This is a genomic window from Mycobacterium sp. (genome assembly GCF_035697385.1).
GTDB lineage: Bacteria > Actinomycetota > Actinomycetes > Mycobacteriales > Mycobacteriaceae > Mycobacterium.
In genome coordinates this window covers 15,505-36,154 of the sequence record NZ_DASSCY010000149.1, presented here as the reverse complement: position 1 = coordinate 36,154, position 20,650 = coordinate 15,505, and the positions used below count along the sequence as shown (strand labels likewise).

The 20,650-nt window shown below is 62.0% G+C and carries 19 protein-coding genes; 15 read left to right on the top strand and 4 right to left on the bottom strand.

Translation table 11 applies throughout. The features are described 5' to 3' along the window. Window positions 1-41 precede the first annotated feature (41 nt). The 3 genes from VFH65_RS12705 to VFH65_RS12695 all read left to right on the top strand — a co-directional run bounded on the left by VFH65_RS12705 (window position 42) and on the right by VFH65_RS12695 (window position 2,563). On the top strand, window positions 42-1,136 hold the full coding sequence (locus tag VFH65_RS12705) for an LLM class flavin-dependent oxidoreductase (RefSeq protein WP_353321942.1): 1,095 nt from the start codon (window positions 42-44) through the stop codon (window positions 1,134-1,136). An 8-nt stretch (window positions 1,137-1,144) separates the two neighbouring features. Beyond that, a complete protein-coding gene (locus VFH65_RS12700; protein ID WP_353321940.1) occupies window positions 1,145-1,954 on the top strand; it encodes an SDR family NAD(P)-dependent oxidoreductase in 810 nt (269 codons plus the stop codon). A 243-nt stretch (window positions 1,955-2,197) separates the two neighbouring features. Continuing rightward, complete coding sequence (locus tag VFH65_RS12695) at window positions 2,198-2,563, top strand: MarR family winged helix-turn-helix transcriptional regulator (protein WP_353321938.1); 366 nt, start codon at window positions 2,198-2,200, stop codon at window positions 2,561-2,563. A 16-nt stretch (window positions 2,564-2,579) separates the two neighbouring features. On the opposite strand, the gene VFH65_RS12690 is transcribed toward VFH65_RS12695, so the two are convergent. After that, window positions 2,580-3,254 (bottom strand): TetR/AcrR family transcriptional regulator, encoded by a 675-nt coding sequence (locus tag VFH65_RS12690; protein ID WP_353321936.1) that lies wholly within the window; start codon window positions 3,252-3,254, stop codon window positions 2,580-2,582. A gap of 614 nt (window positions 3,255-3,868) precedes the next feature. Here VFH65_RS12690 and VFH65_RS12685 point away from each other — a divergent pair. Continuing rightward, a complete protein-coding gene (locus VFH65_RS12685; RefSeq protein ID WP_353321934.1) occupies window positions 3,869-4,753 on the top strand; it encodes a hypothetical protein in 885 nt (294 codons plus the stop codon). Window positions 4,754-4,773: 20 nt separating this feature from the next. Here the strand turns inward: VFH65_RS12685 and VFH65_RS12680 are convergent, their stop codons facing one another. Both VFH65_RS12680 and VFH65_RS12675 read right to left on the bottom strand, forming a co-directional pair. Then, on the bottom strand, window positions 4,774-5,865 hold the full coding sequence (locus VFH65_RS12680) for a hypothetical protein (RefSeq protein ID WP_353321932.1): 1,092 nt from the start codon (window positions 5,863-5,865) through the stop codon (window positions 4,774-4,776). Window positions 5,866-6,028: 163 nt separating this feature from the next. Beyond that, window positions 6,029-6,850 (bottom strand): TetR/AcrR family transcriptional regulator, encoded by an 822-nt coding sequence (locus tag VFH65_RS12675; protein ID WP_353321930.1) that lies wholly within the window; start codon window positions 6,848-6,850, stop codon window positions 6,029-6,031. A 188-nt stretch (window positions 6,851-7,038) separates the two neighbouring features. On the opposite strand from VFH65_RS12675, the gene VFH65_RS12670 reads away from it, so the two are divergent. Genes VFH65_RS12670 through VFH65_RS12625 form a run of 10 tightly spaced genes read left to right on the top strand, consistent with a single transcriptional unit; the run spans window position 7,039 to window position 18,167 of the window. Then, a complete protein-coding gene (locus tag VFH65_RS12670) occupies window positions 7,039-7,884 on the top strand; it encodes an SDR family oxidoreductase (protein ID WP_353321928.1) in 846 nt (281 codons plus the stop codon). A gap of 42 nt (window positions 7,885-7,926) precedes the next feature. After that, complete coding sequence (locus VFH65_RS12665; protein ID WP_353321927.1) at window positions 7,927-8,835, top strand: hypothetical protein; 909 nt, start codon at window positions 7,927-7,929, stop codon at window positions 8,833-8,835. Between the two features lie 59 nt (window positions 8,836-8,894). Continuing rightward, complete coding sequence (locus VFH65_RS12660) at window positions 8,895-9,662, top strand: MlaE family ABC transporter permease (protein ID WP_353321926.1); 768 nt, start codon at window positions 8,895-8,897, stop codon at window positions 9,660-9,662. Then, window positions 9,659-10,507 carry an ABC transporter permease gene (locus VFH65_RS12655; RefSeq protein WP_353321924.1) on the top strand — a complete coding sequence of 283 codons (849 nt, stop codon included), beginning with the start codon at window positions 9,659-9,661 and terminating at the stop codon, window positions 10,505-10,507. The genes VFH65_RS12660 and VFH65_RS12655 overlap by 4 nt, the downstream gene beginning before the upstream one ends. Window positions 10,508-10,509: 2 nt before the next feature. After that, window positions 10,510-11,844, top strand: coding sequence for an MCE family protein (locus VFH65_RS12650; RefSeq protein ID WP_353321922.1), 1,335 nt, complete (start codon window positions 10,510-10,512; stop codon window positions 11,842-11,844). Between the two features lie 40 nt (window positions 11,845-11,884). After that, window positions 11,885-12,913, top strand: coding sequence for an MCE family protein (locus tag VFH65_RS12645; protein ID WP_353321921.1), 1,029 nt, complete (start codon window positions 11,885-11,887; stop codon window positions 12,911-12,913). After that, the gene (locus VFH65_RS12640) at window positions 12,910-14,217 is read left to right on the top strand and encodes an MCE family protein (RefSeq protein WP_353321920.1); all 1,308 of its coding nucleotides are present in this window, start codon (window positions 12,910-12,912) and stop codon (window positions 14,215-14,217) included. The genes VFH65_RS12645 and VFH65_RS12640 overlap by 4 nt, the downstream gene beginning before the upstream one ends. After that, entirely contained in the window at window positions 14,214-15,563 is a 1,350-nt protein-coding gene (locus tag VFH65_RS12635) for an MCE family protein (RefSeq protein WP_353321919.1), read from the top strand. Before VFH65_RS12640 ends, VFH65_RS12635 begins: the two co-directional genes overlap by 4 nt. Window positions 15,564-15,586: 23 nt before the next feature. After that, window positions 15,587-16,696, top strand: a complete 1,110-nt coding sequence (locus VFH65_RS12630; RefSeq protein WP_353321991.1) for an MCE family protein — start codon at window positions 15,587-15,589, stop codon at window positions 16,694-16,696. A gap of 1 nt (window position 16,697) precedes the next feature. Further along, window positions 16,698-18,167: an MlaD family protein gene (locus tag VFH65_RS12625; protein ID WP_353321917.1), complete on the top strand. Its 1,470-nt coding sequence runs from the start codon at window positions 16,698-16,700 to the stop codon at window positions 18,165-18,167. A gap of 12 nt (window positions 18,168-18,179) precedes the next feature. Here VFH65_RS12625 and VFH65_RS12620 read toward each other — a convergent pair whose 3' ends face one another. After that, window positions 18,180-19,310: an NDMA-dependent alcohol dehydrogenase gene (locus VFH65_RS12620; RefSeq protein WP_353321915.1), complete on the bottom strand. Its 1,131-nt coding sequence runs from the start codon at window positions 19,308-19,310 to the stop codon at window positions 18,180-18,182. A 436-nt stretch (window positions 19,311-19,746) separates the two neighbouring features. Between VFH65_RS12620 and VFH65_RS12615 the strand changes: the two genes are divergently transcribed. Next, window positions 19,747-20,649 carry a DUF4349 domain-containing protein gene (locus tag VFH65_RS12615; protein WP_414688405.1) on the top strand — a complete coding sequence of 301 codons (903 nt, stop codon included), beginning with the start codon at window positions 19,747-19,749 and terminating at the stop codon, window positions 20,647-20,649. Window position 20,650 lies beyond the last annotated feature (1 nt).

Below are 20,650 nucleotides of genomic sequence, written 5' to 3'. Positions count from 1 at the left end.
TCGACCAAACCCAGCACCTGATCAAACAAGAGTGGAGGACAATGAAGTTCGGGATCTTCTACGAGATGTTCGTTCCGCCCAGCGAGTCCGATGCCGAGGCGCGAATCATTCGACAGACGGTCGATCAGATCGTGCACGCCGATAAGCATGGCTTCGATCACGTCTGGATGACGGAGCACCATTTCCTGAGGGGCTTCTCGCACATGTCGGCGCCCGAGGTGTTGTTTGGGGCGGCTGCCTACCAGACCGAGCACATCAGGTTCGGCTTCGGATTGGCGTTGACCCCACCGTCCTACAACCATCCGGTCCGTGTCGCCGAGCGGGTGGCGATGCTTGACTGCCTGTCCAACGGACGGGTGGACGTGGGCTCGGGTCGGTCGACGACGCCAGCCGAACTCTATGGGTTCGGCATCGACCCCGAACAATCCCGGGCCCAGTGGCAGGAGGGAGTCGACGCCGTCACGCGGCTCCTTGCGGAGGAGAACGTCGAGCTCGACGGCGAATTCGTGAAGATGCCGGCCCGCACCGTCGTGCCACGCCCGGTGCAGAAGCCGCATCCGCCGATGTGGGTGGGTGGCGTCGGGCCCGGCAACGCCGAACGCGCCGCCAAGAAGGGGCTGGGAATGCTCTTCTTCGCCCACAAGACCGACTACGACGGACTGACCGAGGCCACCGAGGCGTACTACGCCAACATCGACAAGGCCGAGCCGATCTGCGGGCACGTCAACAAGCAGACGGCAGGATTCGTCAACGGTTTGTGTAGTCACGACCGCGACGAGGTTCGTAAACTGGCGGCCCACAACACCGTTCAGCACACACTGCACGGCTTCGACTGGATGTCCACAGGCTGGCCGAACGATCAGCCGACGGCGAGCTACGCACATCTTGGCAGCGGCGACATCGCCATGCTCCGGGAAGCGGCGAAGGCGGACCCCGCCGCGATCGAGGAGTTCATGATCAACGAGGGCTTCGTGATGGCAGGCAATCCCGACGACTGCGCCACGGTGCTCGACGGCTTCAAGGCCAGCGGCGTGGATCAAGTGATCATCCACATGCAGATGGGCGGTATGCCGCACGACCGCATCATGGAGTCGATCGAGCTGATCGGTAAAGAACTGATCCCGAATTACCGATGACCCGACCGATGTCAGAGCAGGCCGCCGGTGTCGCGATCGTCACCGGTGGCGCGAGTGGAATCGGGCTGGCATTCGCCCGCGCCTACGCCGCGAAGGGCGCGCACGTCGTCATAGGTGACATCGACGAGCCCGCTATGGAGCAGGCGCGGGTGCAGTTGTCGGAGTCGGGGGCAGCCGTCGAATGTGTCCGGGTGGATCTGCAGGACGTGCGTTCGGTGGCCCGCCTCGGCGAGTTCTCGTCCGGGCTGGGACCACTGCGTGCGGTGTGCCTGAACGCCGGTGTGACGTCAACGGGATCGACAGTGTGGGAAACCGACGAGGCCACCTACGACTTCGTCATCGGGGTGAACCTGCGCGGCCTCTTTCACAGCATCAAGACCTTCGTTCCAGTCCTCGTGGAGCAGGGCGAGGCCGCCGACCTGGTGATCACCGCCTCGATGGCGGGAATGGTGGCGTCGCCGTTCAGCGGTGCCTATGCGGCCAGCAAGGCAGGGGCCATTGCGATGGCCAAGTCATTGCGCGCCGAACTGGGGTTGGTTGCGCCATCGATCAGGGTGGCGCTGCTGAATCCAGGGATGGTCAAGACGAATCTCATCCGCACCTCAGTCGCTTTGCTGCCTCGGGGGACGTCGATACTCGACCACGTCCAGGGCATGCACGATGCGCTCAATCAGGGCGGAGTCGAACCGGACGAGGCTGTCGCGTGGGCGTTGCGTGCATTGGACGAGAACCGGTTCTGGGCTCTTCCCGTCGCGGGTGATCCGTTCGCTGCGATGCTGGACGCCGAACTAGCTGAACTGCGCGAAGCTGGGAGTTGAGTGACCGGTCGACCACATCGAAGCCTGGGCAGGCCCTTCATCGCTCTACCATGATGAACTCATCGGTGAATATGGCGCCGTGAGGAAGGAACCGTGGTGACTGGTCGAGGTTCAGATCGAAGTCGCCGTACCCGTAATGCAGATAGCGCTATCGGTGAAGCGATCACGATCTCGCTGCTTCGGGTGATCAACAAGATTCAGCAAGGACGGCGGCTCCCGCGAGACTACGGCGCAGGGGTGTCGATGACTCTGCTCGAGGCTGAGATGTGCGCAATGATCGCAGCGAACGATGGGGTTACCGGAAGCGAACTGTCCGAAGAACTCGCTGTCACTCGATCGGCGACGTCGCAGATCATCTCCAAGCTGAAGGAGAAGGGTCTTGTCACCGAACGGGTATCGGAACTCGACGCTAAGCGAAAGCAGCTGTCACTCACCGAGCAGGGGAAGGGCGCGGCAGCTATCGCTGACGCTTACAAATCCGCCATGGCCGATGCGTTGTTCGAGAAGGAAAGTGCCACCGAGTTGCGCGCGTATCTACGGTTCGTGACCAAGCTGGAGGCCTTCCACTCCCAGGTGATCCAGGAATGGGAGGCGGCCGCGAGGCAGTGACAGCCTTCCAGATCAATCAGCGGATCTGAATCCCATTGCCACCGAGAGCGCTTCGGGCGACCAAGTCGACGGCCTTGTTCAAGGTGTGGCGCATTTCCGTGTAGGTTCTTCGGCCCTGCACTAGCGCAAGTATCTCTGCCGTCCACACATCGGTGAGTAGATCGGCGGCGTGACGCTCAAGGCCTGCGACGACACCATCGCTCATGTAATAAGCGAACATCTCGCTCGTCTGGTCCCGAATCGCCTCGGCCTCAGGTGAAGCGACGACGTTGGACGCCACATAGGCGTGCGTCAGCGCCTCCGTCATCCGGTCGGATTGCTCCATCGCGGTTATCAGCCGCCACACGACAACGCGAAGTCTAATGAAGGGATCCGTGATGTCAGACATGTTCTGGCTCAGGTAGTCGTCGAACCGAAGCAATTCGCGCTCCAACGCTCGAACCAACACGTGAACCTTAGAGGGGAAGTATTGGTAGAGCGTGCCCAGAGAGACACCAGCATGCTCGGCGATATCCCTCATGTGCACCAGTTCGTATCCGCCCGCCCCTGCGACTGCAATGGCGGCGTCCAGGATTCGGGTCCGTCGCTCGCTTTGGCGATCGGTGTCCAGGATGTCCTCAGACATTCCCGGTTCGTGGTCGAAGTGGCCACTGACGACGTTGGGGCGGAACCCATCTGGCAAGTTCGCCATAGCATCACCCGATTCCGCTAAGCGAGGTCACTGCCACGCGCCTTCGACCTTCGTTGGACGCGCGGGCATCTCGCGGACCGGTGTGCACATGGCATTGAACTCATTGGATGGCGACTTGCTGTGCGAGCAGGCCCGCGTCGCCGTGGCGACTGGCTGGCGACTCTCGCCGCAAGATTGGACACCTGTCCATTGTAAGTTAAGAAACTAAACAACAGCAACGCGAGGCTGTATGACACCTTGTGGTAGAGGGCCTATCGAGAATTCTTGGATTGCAGTCGAAAGCAGGGCGGTGTGACTCAGCATGCAGATCGAATGTGTCAAAGGATCAAAACCGGACAGCTGTCCATCGTAGAATACTGCTGCGGCCTGTTGGGTTTGCACGTGCACCGGGCGCCATAGCGATCGACCCGTCAATCGCGGTGCATGGAGCGCATTAATAGCGACTAAGGGGACAGGCGATGTCAGAGGAACCGACGATTCTGGATGTCGGTGAAAGGACCGAGCCATCTGCATTGGCCTCACCTGGGCTGCCTCACTGGGGAGACTTTGGCGGCGCATGCCTCGCGAGTAGTTGCTTTGTCACGACAGATTTGTTCGTGCCAGGAGCGACAGCGATGGGTCTGCCGAAGACTGCGGCCTACCTCATCGGAACCTGGCACACCGCTGACGGTGACATCCATCATTTCCTCAGAGAAGTCGCCGCATACCAGAGTGGGGCGATCATTTCGGTATTCAGCAACCGAGGCGCCGACTTGCTAGAACACAAGCCGGATGCCGAAGGCCAGCTGTATCGCGGCGGTATCTCTACGAGTTTCACCGAAGGCGCTGTGCGATATTCCAGCCCCGGCGAGGATGGGTTCAGCTTCTCCACAGATGTGGATAGTGCTGCATGGAGCGAAGCAGGCTTACTCGACGTATCTGGTTCGCTGATCGCTGAGCCGACGCAATGGTTCAACCCCTGGCGAAACGGCGAAGGCGGCTACGCCGTCACGCTCAAGTATCGGGTGCAGGGAACCGTGTTCGGGCAGAGCGCCGACGGGTTCGTTGCGGTTGAGTTCCACTTCTTCCCGCCGGGAAGAAGTTTCATGGACTCGCCGTTTGGCTGCGGCGGTCGTGAGGTTCACTGGGGTCACATGGCGACCGCGTTCGCAGATGGGACGCTGATCGACGCGAGTCTGGCGATCGGAACCGACGGGTGGGGGTTCGCGTTGCTAACCGACGAATCTGGGAATCGATTCGCGACGACACAGATCGACGTTCGCGCCGATGTTCGACCGAATGGCTACCCCGAACGCATCTTGTACCGCTTCCTTGGACAGGAATGGCTTTGGCAGATTGCAGACCGTGCCGAGCGTGCAGATGTCTACGATATGCCCGGAATTCCGTTGGGCGCAGAGGGTGTGCTGCGGCGGGTCGGCGACAACAGGGAAGTTGTCACGGCGATGGGTTCCATCGACTGGTGGAGGGACGGGCGGGAATCCACCATTCGACCGATCTGACACATGGCTCATGACGAAGATCAGACGATTTGCACTGCGGCGGACGACGTTTTCGCGAAGAAGCCCCCGCTGAAGAACGGAAGGTCGAGATGCGTGCGGACGCCGACGGGAGCCGCTACGACGGACGGCATCGCATTGACTGCGTGGACCCCTGTCATCAGCACGTCCGGCTGCTTGGCGTCATACGCAGTGCTGGCGTCGATTCGGGTTTCCAGACACGGGTCTCCGACGATGCGTACGCTCCAAGCGCCGTCACCATATGGCCATTCCGGCGGGGCCACGTCTTCGCCGAGGACCCAGATCCACTGGTTCTCGACCCGCACGGTCCCGTCCTGGTACGCACGTAGCGTGATCCTCACAGCACCTACCTGGCCAGGCTCCACTCGGTATACCGGGGTCACGATCTCCCGCGGCGACGGCGCGACTTCCCAGTCGAGCGTCACGTCGTCGATCTCCAGACCGGTTGCATCGGCGAACATTTGGAGAGATGCGTAAAATGAGCTCTCCGCCACGATCTCCTTGGGGATGGAGATCACCCGATCCTCGACCGGCCTACCGAAGCCGATGAAGTCTCCGATCTGGCGTGATGTGTAGCGCGACATGTCGACCATTTCGGTCATGTAGATGGTGTCGATCTGACGCGATAGGCGACACAGGGCGATCGGCCACACGTCCATCATGTAGCCCGGATTTATTCCGGAGCTGTGAAAGCTAACACCGCCCTTCTCACAAGCGGCCTGTAGGCGCGCGCGTAGAGGACTGCTCTTTATGATGTCGGGATAGATGTGCACGCTGACAGCGGTCGAGCATACGTTCTTCCCTGATTCGAGCAGGCGACAGATTTGGTCGAGAGCGGCTTCGGGGTCGCGTGTTTCACCGAGAGCGTTGTAGGCCACGACATCCGCGTCCAGTGCGAGGATCGTTTCGAAGTCCTCCGTTGCTAGAACGCCGGTTGGCTCCCCGCCGATGAACTCGCCTGCGTCTCTGCCGGCCTTCTCGGATGAGAACACCAGTAGGCCGACCAGTTCCATGTCTCGGCGATTGATGATCGTCCGCAAACTGTGCGTGCCGACGGTGCCGGTCGCCACCTGGATGACCCTCAGTGGTCCCACAAAAAGACTCCTCCGCCCGCGTTATTAAGCACCTTAACATTTACCCTAGGCCGAGCGTCCGATCAAGACTTGACCTTGTTGGCCATCCGACTTCGATTCAGCCGCAACAAAAAAGCGGCCCCTGGCCGGGCCGGAAGTCTCAGTGATGCATGCGCGTCGTGCGTCAGGATTCTTCCGGTCGCCTCGCTCCGCGTTTGGCGGCTCTCGATCGTTTGACCGGTTGGCGAAGCGCGGCGGATCGATCCTTTTTCGCGGTCGAAAGCCGTCGGTAGGAGAGGTGGTCGGCAATCAGGTCTGCCATCGCGTTCTGCTCGGCTTGGGTTGGCAATTCGTCGGTCATCACCGCTTGCGCCATCGTCATGCCGACAGGGCCAGCCCACAACAAGTTGGCGATTCCGAATGCGTGCGGTGTGTCGGTACCGAACAAATCTGCGATGCGGGTGAGCGCCGACTCGAGCCCTCTTAGCTCGTCGGTTTGCAACGTGCCTCGCAACGCTCGAGTTGCCAAGAGGATTTCCATGGCGGTCATCGAGGTTGGCGTAAAGAACAACGTCCACGCCGCAGTGGCGACGGCCTCGCTGCGCTCGCGTAGGTCAGAAAGGTGGGCGGCGGAGTCTGCGAGTTCATTCAGCGACTCGGTGAGAGTTGCGAACGAGTACTCGATGACAGCCGTCAGCAGGCCGTCACGATCACCGAAGTGATACTGAATGACCCCCCATGAGACCCCCGCGCGTTCGATTATGTGGCGCGTGCTCGCAGCAGCGAAGCCCTCTTCGCGGATGCAGCGGATCGTCTCCTCGATCACCAGCGCCCGCGTCCGGTCCGCCCGTTCCTGGCCTCGTTTGGCAGCTCGGCGCGGCACCGGGCGTGGACTGGATTTCGTTGCCATGACGTCTACATCACCACATAACTCGACGTGAGCGCCATACATCGCCGCGGCGTGCCGCTGCAACGAGAGCGGTGCGCGACTTGGGGGAGTACCCATGCAATTCGCCTTCGCACGGCGACCCGAGGGGCGGAGCTCGGCGTCGCCCATGTGAGGTCCGGAGTGATTTGCATTGTAGATACAATACTATTGCATGCGAGATTAATTATGTTAGCGTGCCTGTGGCGCACCGCACATCGGCGCTCTTCCTCGCCACTCGGGGGCGATCTGAACAGCGGAAGGCAGGTATGACTCGCGCGGTCTTGGTCGTCGTCGGTGCCGGCGGCATGGGTGCGGCCCTTGCGCATCGCATGGGCGCGGGCAGGCACATTCTGGTCGCTGACTGCAGCGATGAGGCTCTAAAGACTGTTGGGAGTCAGCTGCACGACGATGGCCACCTAGTGTCGACAAAAGCCGTCGACATCACCGACCGCAGGTCAGTCGCCGCTCTCGCGGATTGCGCAGCTGAAATTGGCCCGGTGACCGCGGTCGCACACACCGCGGGAGTGTCGCCCGCAGGAGCGTCGGTCTCTGCGATCTTCGCGGTTGATCTAGTCGGGACCGCACACATCGTCGACGAGTTCGCCCGTGCGATCGCGCCCGGCGGTGCGGGAGTGGTCGTCGCCAGCATGGCCGCTGCCATTCTCGGCTCCGGTCAGAGCCCCGATACCGAAGCCCAGCTCGCCCAGTCCCCTCCTGAACGGCTGCTCGAGATCTCCGCCGTCCGTGATCTCCTCGGATCCGACACCACCGAGAACCGCAGCCTGGCGTACGGGCTCGCGAAGCGCGGGAACCAGTTGCGCGTCCAAGCCGCCGCAGCACGATGGGGTGCGGCGGGTGCCCGCATCAACTCGATCAGTCCTGGAGTCATCTCGACGGAAATGGGCCGCGCCGAGATGACCGACGGAACCACCGGAGCTGTCGTCGAAGCCATGGTCGCCGGGTCGCCGTCGCAACGCGTCGGGACCCCCGGCGACGTCGCCGCGGTGGCCGAGTTTTTGTTTGGAAGCGGTTCGAGCTTCGTCACGGGTACCGACGTCCTCGTCGACGGTGGCGTCGTGGCGGCCATGAGATACGGAATTCCGACCGCATGACCCATCGCGTCATCCGGTCACAGCAGGCGAAAGGAGACCGCCATGGTCAGCAACAGTGAAACGGCTGCGCCGTCGCCCACAGATCCCGCACCCGAATCGGTGCGGAAGTTCCACTGGCTTTCGGCCAACCCTGGCAAGCGTCGTACCGAGATCATCTACGTCATCTGGTTTCTGATTTCGGTACCAGTGCAGGGCCTAGTCGTAATGAACCTGAGCTATGACGTACCCAACGACCCCCTGCTGCTGTCGCAGGCCGTGGCAATGGGGCTGGGAACGCTGATCTTCCCGCTGGTGTTTCGAGTACCCGATGACAAGGGCCGTCCCTTGCGCGAGTTGTACGGCTTTCGGATGGGAATCTTCCTCTCAATTTGGGCTGTTCTCGGCGGATTCATAGGCACCGACCCGTGGTACGAGGTGTTACACGGCCACTTCGGGTTCAACACGGAACTCAATCCAAACGGCGTCCCGTTGTTCATGCTGCCGATGAGCATCAGCGTCTTCGGCTTCTACTCGGTGATTCTGGGCACGCTTTACCGAATAGTCACCCAACTGCTGGATCGCACGAACTCATTCCTTGCTCACGACAGCCTCATTCGGCACGGCGTTGTGTGCGCCCTCCTGGCCGGCATCATGCCGCTGGGTGAGTCCTTGGCTTACACGAGCTCCAACTACTGCTTCGACAATGGCGTCGGCATGTGGGGCCTGAATGTGTTGGTCTATGGCGGTTGGCATTTCGCGGCTCTGCTGTTTTTCACGCGGTGGGACACGCGGCCCGGGGAACGTGCCACGGTGAGCACCACGATCCTGTCGGGATTCGCGACCCTTGGAATTTTGATGGTGCTGATGGCTATCACCAAGACGTTCATCGCTCCGCATTTCATCGAGGTACAGCACGGCGTCCGGCAGATCAACGACTGGAGCTCGAGTAACTGTCTGGGTCCGAAACCATGACCGGGATCGCGCAAGGCCGGCAGGCCAACCGTGATTGATCCGGCCCCCTGGGGGACGAGGTGAACAATACCGCGGTGTTCGGCAAGCCGGTTCGTTCGCTGGGGAGCTTCTATGCGGTCGCGGGGGACACGCTGCTGCTCATGTTCCGCCCGCCGTTCGCGTGGCGAGAGTTCATCCTGCAGACCTGGTTTGTCGCACGGGTTTCGCTGTTGCCGACTTTGATGTTGGCCATCCCATTCACCGTGCTCACGGTCTTCACCCTCAACATCCTGCTCAGCGAGCTCGGTGCCGCCGACCTTTCCGGTACGGGCACCGCTCTTGGCACCATCACTCAGATCGGTCCCGTCGTAACGGTTCTCGTCGTCGCTGGCGCCGGTGCGACGGCGATGTGCGCAGACCTCGGTGCGCGCACGATCCGTGAGGAACTCGACGCGATGAGGGTGATGGGCATCAATCCGATACAGGCGCTGATTGTGCCCCGAGTGCTCGCCTCGACCCTGGTCGCGCTATTGCTATCAGCTCTGGTCAGCCTTGTCGGACTTGGTGGCGGATTCGCGTTCTCGGTATTCATACAAGACGTCACGCCAGGCGCGTTCGTCTCGGGCCTGACGCTGTTGGTCGGGCTTCCCGAGGTGTTGATCTCGTTCGTCAAGGCTGCGTTGTTCGGCCTGTCGGCGGGCCTCATTGCTTGCTACAAGGGCGTCTCGGTGACCGGAGGTCCTGCCGGTGTCGGCGCCGCAGTCAACGAAACCGTGGTGTTTTCATTCATGGCGTTATTCGTCATCAACGTCATCGCCACCGCCGTCGGCGTCAAGGCAACGGCGTGAGCGTCGCAAGCCCTCGGCTGCCGAGGGTGGCCAGAAGCGTCTCACGGTTCGCGGAGGGCTGGGACCGAATAGGGACCCAGGCCAAGTTCTACGGCAGGACGCTGCGCTCGATCGGTGACGCGCTGGTCTACTACAAATCTGAGATCATTCGGCTCGTCGCTCAAATGAGCTTGGGCGTAGGAGCATTGGCCGTGATCGGCGGAACCGTCGTAATTGTGGGCTTTCTGACCCTGTCGGCTGGTGCGCTCATCGCGGTGCAGGGTTACCACTCGTTGTCCGGAATTGGGGTGGAGGCGCTGACGGGCTTCGTCTCGGCCTACCTCAACGTGCGGCTCGTTTCCCCGCTCATCGCAGGTATCGGCCTGGCTGCCACTATCGGAGCCGGAGCGACGGCTCAACTGGGGTCCATGCGCATCAACGAAGAGATCGACGCGCTCGAGGTGATGGGCGTCCGTTCCATTGCCTACCTGGCTTCCACGCGAGTGATTGGCGGGATCATCGTCGTCATCCCGCTCTACTGCGTCGCCGTGACGATGTCTTTTTTTGCCGCGCGATTCGGCACCACCTATATATATGGCCAGTCGACCGGTGTCTACGATCACTACTTCACGACCTTTCTCAACCCCACTGACCTGATCTGGTCGTTTCTGCAGGCCGTCGTGATGGCACTGGTCGTCATGCTGGTGCACACCTATTACGGTTTCACCGCCGCCGGTGGACCGGCCGGAGTCGGCGAGGCCGTGGGCCGGTCGGTGCGCACGTCGCTGATCGCGGCGGTCTTCGTGACGGTGTTCGTTTCCCTGGCCATCTACGGCCAGTCCGGCAACTTCAACCTCTCTGGATAGGCATGGACGAGGACCGTGAAGGGGGACTGAGCCCCCGCTGGTGGACGGCGATCCTCGTGGTCGCTGTCGTTGCGTTCGTCGTCATCTGCTCGGCGCAGTTCAGCGGTCAGTTCCGGTCCGTCGTCCCCGTCACCCTCACTGCTGATCGCGCCGGCCTGGTGATGGAGTCCGGCGCCAAGGTCAAGATGCGCGGTGTTGTCGTCGGTCGTGTTGGCGATATCCGCAGTGGCACAAGCAATACCGAACTAGTCCTGCAACTGAATCCCGACCAGGTCCAATACATTCCGGCGAACGTCGGCGTACGCATCGAAGCAAGCACTGCGTTCGGCGCCAAATACGTCGATCTCCTCGTCCCGGCCGACCCCAGTGCCAAACGCATCCAAGCAGGTGCTGTCCTGACGTCGGACAACGTGAGCACGGAAGTCAACACCGTATTCGAGAGTCTCACGGCGGTGCTCCGACAAGTTGATCCCGCCGACCTGAATGCCACCCTGACTGCCCTGTCGGAAGGGCTGCGCGGCAAGGGAGACCGCATCGGCGAAGCGATTAGTGCGGCAGACGACGTCATCAAAGCACTCAATTCCCGAACGGACGTGATCGCCGCCGACTTCCGGTCGTTGAAGGGTTTTGCAGACGCATACGGCGACGTAGCTCCCGACCTATTGGCTGCCCTCGACGCTGTATCGACGACCGCGACAACCATCACCGATCATTCGACGGCACTCGACGCCCTTCTGCTCAACGTGATTGGTCTTTCGCAGAGTGGCACCGATCTCCTAGCGCCCAACCAGAAGAACCTCATCACCGCGGTGAACAACCTTGCACCGACGACCGAACTCCTGCTGAAGTACAGCCCCTCATTCACCTGTTTGCTCGTCGGGGCGGACTGGCTACTCCATGAGGGCGGATCCCTAGCAGGTGCGGGCGGAAACGGCTATTCAACCGTCGTGGATGCCGCAATCCTGTTCGGCGACGACGTGTATCGCTATCCCGAGAATCTTCCCAAGGTCAACGCGAAAGGCGGGCCGGGCGGAAAACCGGGCTGCGGATCGTTGCCCATAGCCCCGAACAACTTTCCCGTCAAACAATTGGTCACTGATACCGGCTGGGGCACCGCGCCGAACGAGATCAGAACGAATCCCGGAATCGGCCACCCCTTCTACGTCAACAACTTCCCGGTCACTCGCGCCGTCCCGGAGCCGCCGAGCTACCGCGGCATGGGTCCCCCAGCGCCGGGGCCCTTCCCATTCCTGATTCCACCACCACCACCGTCGCAAGCCGGGCCGCCCGCTGCGCCCCCCGAGGCTCCCGGCCCGAACAACAACCCCACGCCATGAAGCCGCCGCCAACGCCTGACCGTCACGGAGGACTCACGTTGTGAAGGACAATCTGCGAGGTGTCCTGTGGCGCTTAACGCTGTTCGTCGCGTTGTGCAGCGTCGGAATGTTCGCGTTGGTCGCTGTGTTCGCCCAGCTCCGGTTTGGCGATGAGTCAGCGTATGGCGCCGAGTTCAACGATGTCAGCGGACTGCGCGAAGGCGATCTTGTGCGCATCGCGGGAGTGGAAGTCGGTGAGGTGAAGCGCATTTCGATCAACACCGACAATCGTGCTGCCGTTCAATTCAACCTTGATCAGCGCGTCGCACTGACCGAGGGGACTCGCGCCATTGTGCGCTACGAGAACTTGATCGGCGATCGATTTCTCGAATTGGCTGACGGGGCGGGAAGTATCCGCCGACTGTCGGCCGGAGCCACGATTCCCGTCGACCGGACCGAACCCGCGCTCGACCTCGACGCGTTGATTGGGGGCTTCCGGCCGCTGTTTCGGGCGCTCGATCCGGAGCAGGTCAACACTCTGACCGGACAACTGATTTCAGTGCTGCAAGGCCAGGGCGGAACCATATCGTCTTTCCTGAATCAAACTGCAACGCTGACCAACACACTTGCCGACCGGGACAATCTCATCGGTGAGGTCATCCACAACCTCAACGCGGTACTGGGTTCGCTAGGTGACCAGAACAAGCAATTCAGTTCGGCAGTCGACTCGTTGAGTCAACTCGTCGCAGAGCTCTCCGATCGGAGAACCGAGGTTCGCGATGGCGTCGCCTATACCGATGCCGTCGCGTCGTCGGTGGCTGATCTGCTCACCCAGGCACGCCCCCCGCTGAAGGACACGATCAACGAGACGGATCGCACTGCCCAAGCCGTACTGCTCCAAAAGGACTACCTCGACCACACACTCGAGACTTTGCCGGCCGCCTACCAGATTCTGGGACGCCAGGGTCTATGGGGCGACTTCTTTAGCTTTTACCTGTGTGACCTCGTCCTGAAAGTCAATGGCAAAGGCGGACAACCGGTTTACATCAAATTGGCGGGACAATCTACGGGGAGGTGCGCGCCGAGATGAAGTCGCTCAGCGATCGCAACCCGTTCACCGTCGGGCTGGTTGGCTTGGCGGTCACCGCGGTACTCGTCGTCGGTGCCGTCGAGTACGACAAGCTCCCCTTTGTACAGTCCGGCACCACCTACGAGGCGTACTTCGCAGAGGCCGGCGGACTTACCAGTGGAGCGGAGGTCCAAGTCGCCGGCTACCGCGTCGGACAGGTGTCTGCGTTGAAGCTGGACGGATCTCGGGTGTTGGTGACCTTCACCGTCGACGACGGCATCCGCCTCGGGGATCGCACCGAGGCGGCCGTCAAGACCAAGACGTTGCTCGGCGCCAAGACACTCGAGATCAGTCCGCGCGGGGACGGTCAACAGATTGGACCGATCCCGCTGGATCGCACTGTATCGCCATACGACCTGCCCAACGCGCTGGGAGACCTCACTGCCACGATAAGCGAACTCGACACCGACCAACTCTCCACTTCCCTGGCCACCGTGGCCGATACTTTTCGGGAGACGCCACCGGAATTGCGGGCCGCGGCCGACGGCGTCGCCCGATTCGCCGACACCCTCAACACACGCGATGCCGCATTGCGGAACCTATTGACCAACGCCAGCAAGGTCAGCACTGTGCTCGGCGAGCGCAGCAAACAGATCGCTGACCTCATCGCCAACACCAACGCATTGTTGGTCGAGCTCCAATCCGAAAGCGCGGCACTGGATTACATCCTAGGCAGTCTTGCCGCGCTGTCCCATCAGATCTCCGGACTTGCGGCCGAGAACCAGAACCTCAAGCCAACGCTGGACAGGCTCAACGAGACGCTAGCCATCCTCGACAAGCGCAAGGCAGACGTCCAAGACGCGATCCCGATGCTATCGCGCTATGCGATGTCACTCGGCGAGACTGTCGGTTCAGGGCCCTTCTTCAAGGCCTATCTGGCCAACCTCGTGCCAGGCCAGTGGATGCAGCCCTTCATCGACGCCGCGTTCTCCGATCTCGGCCTAGACCCCAACGTTCTGCTGCCATCCGAACGACAGGAACCCCAAACCGGACAGTCGGCCACTCCCGCGCTGCCGATCCCGTATCCGCGTACAGGGCAGGGCGGAGAGCCGCACTTGAACTTGCCCGACGCCATCACGGGGAAACCCGGTGACTCGCGCTACCCGTACCGCGAACCGCTGCCCGCCCCACCGCCCGGCGGCCCTCCTCCGGGACCGCCCGCACAGGACCCCGCAGCGATAATGCCGGCAGTGCCGGTGCCGACCTCCGCCGAAATCGGCCCGCCTCCTCCGGAGAGGCGGTTTCCGCTCGGAGGTCAGCCATGAGCAAGTTCATGAAGTCACGCACGGTACTGGCGATCGTGCTGATCGCGACGTTGATCGCGGGGGTCGCGATGGTTTGGCACCACGCTGACGACGCGCGCAGAACGACGATCACCGCGTACTTCGCCAACAGCAATGGAATCTTCGTCGGCGACGACATACGTATTCTCGGAATCCCGGTCGGCAAGATCTCGAAGATCGAGCCGCTGCCAGGGCGCGCTCGGATCACGTTCTGGTTCGACGACCAGTATGACGTGCCCGCCGATGCCAAGGCGGTCATCATTTCCCCCACACTGATCTCCGCGCGTGCCATCCAGTTGACGCCTGCATACACCGGTGGTCCCGCGTTGGCGTCGGGGGCGGTGATCCAAGAAGATCGCACCGCTGTCCCAATCGAATGGGATGATCTGCGTGAGCAACTCGAGAAACTCGCACTGACTCTGCAGCCGGCACAACCGGGAGGTGTCGCGCCGGCGGGGGAGTTCATCAACGTCGCCGCCGACAACCTGCGCGGCAACGGTGAGGCCGTTCGCGACACGTTGGTCAAGCTCTCGCAGGCGGCCTCGGTGCTCGGCGATCACAGCTCCGACATCTTCACCGTCGTGCGTAACCTCGCCCTGCTCGTCTCTGCGTTGCAGGGAAGTTCGCATCTGATGAGCGACCTCAACGTCAACCTCGCCGCGGTCACCAACCTGTTGACCAACAGCCCGGGTGAGATCAGTAACGCGGTCGCCGCGCTCAGTCAGGCCTCCAGCGACCTCAGTCGATTCGTCGCGGACAACCGTGAGCCGCTCGGCACCACGGTCGATCACCTTACGGCGATCACCACGGCGATCAACGAATCCAACTACGATCTCAAGCAGATCCTGCACATCACGCCGACGCAGTTGGCCAACTATGTCAACATCTACCAACCCGCCCAGGGCACTGTCACAGGGGCGTTGGCGTTCAACAACTTCGCCGACCCAATCCAGTTCATCTGCGGTGCGGTTGAGGCGGCTTCGCGTCTCGGTGCCGAGCAATCAGCCAAGCTCTGCGTTCAGTACCTTGCTCCGATCATCAAGAACCGCCAGTTCAATACATTGCCGTTCGGTCTCAACCCACTTGTCGGTGCGGTAGCACGGCCCAACGAGATCACCTACAGCGAGGATCGACTGCGTCCCGACTACGTACCTCCAGCGGCCCCGCCGGGTGCGCCTTCGGCCGCGGTTGCGGCGGTATCACCCGCGGAGCCGGGCGTACCAGTGACACCCTTGCCGGCCGAAGCACCGTTTCCGCCTGTACCCACTCCGACCGACCCTGCCGCCGGACTGCCCGGCCTGATGGTGCCCGCGGGGGCTGGCTCGTGAAATCCGTCCGCTGGCGAGCCGCGATCGCAGCAACGATCGCAGCATCCACGTTGGGCGTGGCCGGATGCGAATGGCACGGCCTGAACAGCCTGGCGCTTCCCGGCACAGCCGGCAGCGGACCCGGGGCGTACACGGTCACCGCGCAGATGCCGAATGTGACTAACATCCAACCGAACTCGCGAGTACGAGTCGGCGACGTCACCGTCGGCAATGTCACCAAGGTCGAACTGCAAGACTGGCATGCGCTGGTGACCATGCGCTTGGACGGCGACGTGGAGCTTCCCACCAATACCACCGCGATGGTCGGTCAAACCAGCCTGCTCGGTTCACTTCACATCGAGTTGGCGCCGCCCGTCGGAGTTCCACCCGAAGGACGGCTGCATGACGGATCCATGATCTCGCTGGCACATGCGGGCACCTATCCCACCACCGAGCAGACACTCGGGGCAGTGTCGCTACTACTCAACGGCGGCGGCATCGGGCAGGTTCAAGACATCGTCAAATCTCTTGCGACCGCCTTCGGGGGGCGTGTCGACGACTTGCGCAGCCTGCTCACGCAAATCGATCAATTCATTGCCAACCTGAACAATCAAACCGACGACATCATCGCCGCGACGGAGAGTATCGACAACTTGGCGGGTCAGGTCGCGCAGCAAAAACCCGTCATCGACACGGCGCTGAGGACTCTGCCCCAAGCGTTGAATGTCCTTAAGGACCAACGCACCAAGATCGCCGACGCGCTCGACCACCTGAGCAAGTTCAGCGCACTGGCCACTCAAGCGGTCGACCAGACCAAGGTCTCCCTCGTACAAGAACTGCGGGATTTAGCACCCGTACTGAAATCGCTGGCCGACGCCGGCCCGTCGCTGATCGAATCACTGGGCTTCTTCTCGACCTACCCTTACCCGAAAGACACCCTAGACAAATGGATGCGCGGTGACTACGGCAACCTCACCGCCGTACTTGACTTGACGCTCAGCAGAATCGACGCCGCCATGTTCACCGGCACCCGTTTCGAAGGCGACCTCACACAACTCGAAATGCAATGGGGCCGAACCATCGGTCAGATGCCCAGCCCATATACCGCCGGAAATCCGCTGGTAGCTCCATACCGATTCGATCAAGGCTACTGATATGCACCTCAACAAGCGGACTTGGGTTCAGCTGGCCGTCTTCATCGTCGTATCCATGGTGTTCACGGGCTACATGTTGTTCGGCTACCTCAATCTGCCCCAGATGTTGTTCAACTCAGGCCATTACACGGTCACCATGCGGCTCGCCCAATCCGGTGGACTCTACGACCGCAGCAATGTCACCTATCAGGGCACCGAAGTCGGCCACGTGGAGTCCGTCGACCTCACAGATTCTGGCGTCGACGTGCAACTGTCGCTCGATAAGGGAGTTGCAATTCCGTCTGATTTGAACGCAGAGGTGCACAGCCAGTCCGCCATTGGCGAGCAGTACGTCGCTCTTTTACCGCGAAATGGCGAGGCTCCACCATTGCGGGACGGTGACGTCATTCCCGAGGGCCGCACGTCAGTTCCTCCCAGCATCACGGGGATCCTGGATTCCACCAACACTGCGCTGCAGGCGATCCCGAAGGACAACCTCAAGACCGTCATCGACGAAAGCGCCACGGCCTTTGGCGGCCACGGTCCCGAGTTGTCACGCATCGTCTCGGGTTTCACCACGCTTGCTATCGACGCTCGCGCCAATCTCGATTCGATGACCACACTCATCGACGGCTCCGGGCCGATTCTGGATTCCCAGGCGAACACCTCGGATTCGATTGCCGCGTGGGCAGCCAAGGTAGCCAGCCTGACCGGTCGGCTGCGTGACCACGACTCGGCCGTCGCCGGCGTGCTGGAAAACGGCGCAGGCGCCACTGCCGAAGCCCAGCAGTTGATCGACCGGCTGAAGCAAGGTGTACCGCTGCTGATGGCGAACCTGGTCAGCATCAGCCAGATCGCGCTGACTTACCGAGCTGACCTGGAACAGATCTTGGTACTGGTGCCGCAAAGCCTCGCCAACGCTCAGGCCATCTCGGCCGCGTCCCTCAACACCCCGCCTGGGCCCTACAAGACTGGATTCTTGTCCTTCAATCTCAATCTCAATCTGCCGCCAACCTGCACGACCGGCTATCTTCCCGCACAGTCTCGGCGCAGCCCCGCCGAAATCGACTATCCGGACCGACCGGTTGAGGACCTGTACTGCCGAGTCCCGCAGGACTCTCAACTGAATGTGCGCGGCATTCGAAACATTCCCTGCGAGGCGAAGCCGTGGAAGCGTGCACCCACCGTCCAGATGTGCGAGGGCGACGATCAGTATGTGCCGCTCAACGATGGATACAACTGGAAGGGCGACCCCAACGCCACGCTGTCCGGGCAGGATATTCCCGGGCCGCGGCCTCCGATCGTTGCGCCACTGCCGGATCCGCCACAGACAGTTCCACAGGTTGCACCGCCGCCGATCGCCGCCGCTATATACGATCCGGCGTCTGGCGAGTACGTGGGACCAGATGGGAAGCGCTACACGCAGGCCGATCTCGCCGACAGCGGGCAGCCGACCTCGTGGCAGGACATGCTGACACGGCCGGGCAGCTGAGACTCAGCTCGATCAGCGGTCGGCGTCTGAGAAGACGATCACACCCCGGATGTTGTTGCCTTCGACCATGTCTCGGTAGCCCTCATTGATCTGTTCAAGGGTATAGCGGCGTGTAATCATGTCGTCGAGATTGAGTTTGCCCATCTTGTATACCGACAACAGGCGCGGAATGTCGTACTGGGGGTTGCCGCCACCGAAGATCGTGCCCTGAAGATTCTTCTGCATCAGCGTGAGCATCGACAGGTTCAACGTCACCTCGGTATCGAGCAGACTCTTGGACATGGCTGTCACGACGCATGTGCCCGCCTTCGCGGTGATGCCCATCCATTTATCGACATCATGGCCGTCGGCCTCGCCGACGGTGACGATGACCTTCTTGGCCATGCCGCCCGAGGTTACTTCCGCGGCCCCGGCAGTAGCCGATTCGATGTCGGGGTACACGTGGGTGGCGCCGAATTTCAGCGCCTGCTGACGCTTCCACTCGATTGGCTCGACTACGAAGACGAAGCGAGCACCGGAATGAACGGCACCCTGCAGCGCGGCCATACCGACGCCACCGACACCGATGATGGCCACGTCTTCGCCTGGACGGACGTCGGCTGCGCGGGTCGCGGATCCATATCCGGTCGTCACACCGCATCCCACCAGGCAGGCGACCTCGAAAGGGATCGACGGGTCGATCTTGACCACGGACGTCTCGTGAACGACGGCGTATGGCGCGAACGTCCCCAGCAGTGACATCGGAAAAGCGTTCTGGCCTCGAGCCTGGACACGAAACGACCCATCCGTGACCGATGCACCGAAGAGAAGGCCGGCCCCAAGATCACACAGGTTGCGCAGACCGGACTGACACGAGGGGCACTTGCCGCACGACGGAATGAAGGACAACACGACGTGATCACCGACTGCCAGGTCGTCGATGTCCGGTCCCACCTCCACGATCACGCCCGCCCCCTCGTGGCCGCCGACGACCGGAAAGCCTGCCATCGGGATGCTTCCCGTGACTAGGTGGTAGTCGGAGTGGCACATCCCGGCCGCCTCGAGTCGTACCTTCACCTCCTTGCGACGCGGATCGCCGATTTCGATCTCTTCCACCGACCACGGCTCGTTGAAACCCCACAGCACCGCACCCTTGGTCTTCACAGTCGCCTCTCCACGCGTCCAGGTATGTGGGTCCGGTGGCCGTACACGGGCATTCACCCGCTTGAACGATCTACCAGAGCCCCAAAACTATTTCAATCGCGATTATAATGGCATACGGAATGTTTTCTCGGCATGCGTCGCGACGACATTGCAGAGTCGCCCGACGCGCCCGGTTGCGCGTCGGGGGGACGCCAGCGGCCGCAACGACCCAGGCGCCAAGGAGCGGTGAAGGACCTCCGTTCGGGGCAAATGACCGCCAGCTATCGAGCCCGTCGCACGGTTCAACGTGAACGATCACTTACGACGCTAAGGCCCCACGTGCCCGCGACGTGGGGGCGTTTTGCTGGCTCGTTGTCGTAAATCACAGCCGATGGCAAGGTTGATGATCATGAACCGGGTTTTGTGCAGGTGGGGTCGCAGGTGGTTGACGCTGGCGATGGCGGGGATCGCCGTGTTGGGCGTGCTGACGGCTTGCTCGGCGTCGCGCGAGGACGCGGCGCCGCAGGGCGGCGATGTTGCGACCGCGCCTGCAACCGGGATGAAGGACGCTGTCGGCTCGCCGGCACCGGAGTTCGGGCCCGCGCCACCGCTGGAACCACAGCGCGACGTCGTCAAGACGGCGTCGATGACCATCACGGTGGCCAATACCTCCGAGGCCGCGGACGAAGCCGCCGTCGTGGTGGAAAACGCCGACGGCCGGGTCGACAGCCGGACCGAGGATGCGGGATCCGAACGGGGATTGGCCCGCACCTCGGTCGTGCTGCGAGTTCCGGTGGCCAAGCTCGACGGCGTCGTGCGCGAACTGAAGGGCCTGGGAACCGTGCAGACGGCCGAGACCAGGTCCGAGGACGTAACGGCGCAACGCGTCGATCTCGACGCCAGGATCAAGGCCCTGCAGACCTCCGTGGATCGACTCCTGGCGATCATGCGCGACGCCGAGGACCCGGACGCCCTCATCAAGGCCGAGAGCGCGCTCTCGCAGCGCCAGGCCGATCTGGACAGCTTGCGTGCACAGCGCGATCAGCTCGGCGAGCGAATCGACTACCGCACCGTCGACGTCACCTTCATCGCCGAGCGAATTGGTGGACCGGCTCCGCAACAGTACGACGGGTTCACCGGCCAGATCGAACGCGGTTGGGATGGCTTGGTGTGGGTTCTGAACAACGGGATTCTGCTCTTCGGCCTGCTGTTGCCATGGCTGGGCGCACTAGCCGTTGCAGCCGCAATCTTGTACGGAGTGATTCGGTTGGCGCGGGCTCGGAGTGCATCGCAAGAGGTGCCCGCAACGGCGACAATCCCCGGCCAGGACCGGGGATCGTCGGACGAATCGGTTGAATGAT